The organism is Thermogutta sp., from assembly GCF_014359955.1.
Classification (GTDB): Bacteria; Planctomycetota; Planctomycetia; order Pirellulales; family Thermoguttaceae; genus Thermogutta.
Genome location: NZ_JACIYL010000781.1, coordinates 1 through 2,038 on the forward strand (window position 1 = coordinate 1; position 2,038 = coordinate 2,038).

Below are 2,038 nucleotides of genomic sequence, written 5' to 3' on the forward strand. Positions count from 1 at the left end.
AGCCCCGCACTCCATACGTGGAACCGGGCACGACAAGCGTGCCCCTCGGATCCGCCTCTTCGCACTGACCCACTTGTCGGGCCCAATCTACTTGTCGGGTCCGTATCTTGGAGGCACGCGCTTGGCACGCCCGGCGGAGTTTTCCCTATCTGAAGGCTTCCATCTGCCATATAATGAGTGATTCTCAAGCTGACCGGTTAGGTATTTCGACATTCGGGAGCGCAGGTGAGACCAATGGCCGAAAAACAGGTTGAAAAAGTCATCATTATCGGTAGCGGGCCCGCCGGGTGGACGGCGGCCATTTATGCGGCCCGTGCCGCTCTTAATCCGCTGCTCTTCGAGGGGGCGATCAACGAAGAAAATGCCCGAAACGGCACGCTCCCCCTGGGGCAACTGGCCCTCACCACCGAGGTGGAAAACTTTCCGGGATTTCCGCCGGGGGACCTCTCCGGATATCTGGAAACGGCCCTGCCGGAGGAACGCCGTGCCTATCTTCCCCCGCATAACAAACACGGAATCACCGGCCCCGAGTTGATGGAGCTCATGCGGCAGCAGGCCATCCATTTTGGCACGCGGGTCATCACGGAAGACATCGTGGAAGTTGACTTTTCCGTCCGGCCGTTCCGCTTGAAGGCTTCTAACGGAGAGACCTATGAGAGTCGGGCGGTGATCGTGGCAACCGGCGCCCGCGCCAACTATCTGGGGCTGCCTTCTGAAGAACGATTCAAAAACAAAGGGGTCAGTGCCTGTGCCGTGTGCGACGGGGCTCTGCCGCGATTTCGAAACCGGCCGGTGGCCGTCATCGGGGGCGGTGATTCCGCTGTGGAAGAAGCCACTTATCTGGCCCATTGGGCGTCGAAAGTCTATCTCGTGCACCGGCGGGACCAGCTTCGGGCGTCGAAGATCATGGCCCAGCGGGCACTCTCTCACCCCAAGATCGAAATCCTCTGGAACCGCGTTGTCGATGAGGTCCTCGGCGACGACGAAAACGGGGTGACGGGCCTTCGCCTGAAGAGCACGGTGGGTGAACCCGACCTGACGATCGAGGTAAGCGGGATGTTTCTGGCCATCGGCCACACGCCCAACACGGCCTTCCTCAAAGGTCAGCTCGAGCTGACGGACAAGGGCTACATCAAACTGACCACGCCGTTCCGCACCTACACAAGTGTGGAAGGAGTCTTTGCGGCGGGAGATGTCGCCGACGACTACTACCGACAGGCGGTGACGGCGGCCGCCAGCGGTTGCATGGCAGCCCTCGATGCCGAGCGATGGCTGGCTGCCCAGGAGAGTTGATCGGTTCGCGAGAGGAATTGGACGGGGAGAATTCTCCACGACCGGCGCAGGGACGGCCGGAGTCGGCGGTCTCCAGACGAAAGGCTCACGGAGTGCGTCCGCCGGGAGAAGCCGATCCAGCGAGCCGAGGAAAACATTCACGGAGGCGCAATGATGGCGGAAAAAATTTCTGTCGCTCAGGCACGGCGTCCGGAGGCGATTGGAAAAGAGGTCCTCCTCCAGGGATGGGTTCGCACCCGAAGAGACTCCAAAGGCGGCTTCAGCTTCCTGGAGCTGAATGACGGCTCCTGCCTGGGCAACATCCAGATCATCGCGGACAATCGCCTTCCCAATTACGAGAGCGAAGTGAAACGCCTGACCACTGGCTGCAGCATCGCTGTGGAGGGGGTGGTGCAGGCATCGCCCGGCCGGGAACAGGCCACCGAGGTGCTGGCCAGCCGCATCGTCGTGTACGGCTGGGCCGATCCGGAAAAATATCCCCTCCAGAAAAAGCGGCATTCCTACGAGTTCCTGCGAACCATCGCGCATTTACGTCCCCGCACGAATTCCTTCGGCGCTGTAGCGCGGGTCCGCAACGCGATGAGCTTTTCCATCCATCGTTTCTTTCAGGAGGAGGGTTTCCTTTACATCCACACGCCGATTATCACGGCCTCCGACTGCGAAGGGGCGGGGGCCATGTTCCGCGTCACGACTCTGGACCCGCTCTCCAAGGAGCCACGCAATCCCAGCCAGGACTTCTTCGGCC

2 protein-coding genes are annotated in these 2,038 nt (G+C 61.0%); both read left to right on the top strand.

Translation table 11 applies throughout. The features are described from left to right. The first annotated feature begins 234 nt into the window (after nt 1–234). Complete coding sequence (locus H5U08_RS16910) at nt 235–1,293, top strand: thioredoxin-disulfide reductase (protein WP_297035763.1); 1,059 nt, start codon at nt 235–237, stop codon at nt 1,291–1,293. Between the two features lie 150 nt (nt 1,294–1,443). Further along, nucleotides 1,444–2,038: OB-fold nucleic acid binding domain-containing protein (locus tag H5U08_RS16915; protein ID WP_297035766.1), on the top strand; the 595-nt coding region annotated here is incomplete at its 3' end.

Bases quoted from the DNA above. Each gene is read 5' to 3' on its own strand.
- H5U08_RS16910 (WP_297035763.1), top strand. From the start codon at position 235: ATGGCCGAAAAACAGGTTGAAAAAGTCATCATTATCGGTAGCGGGCCC.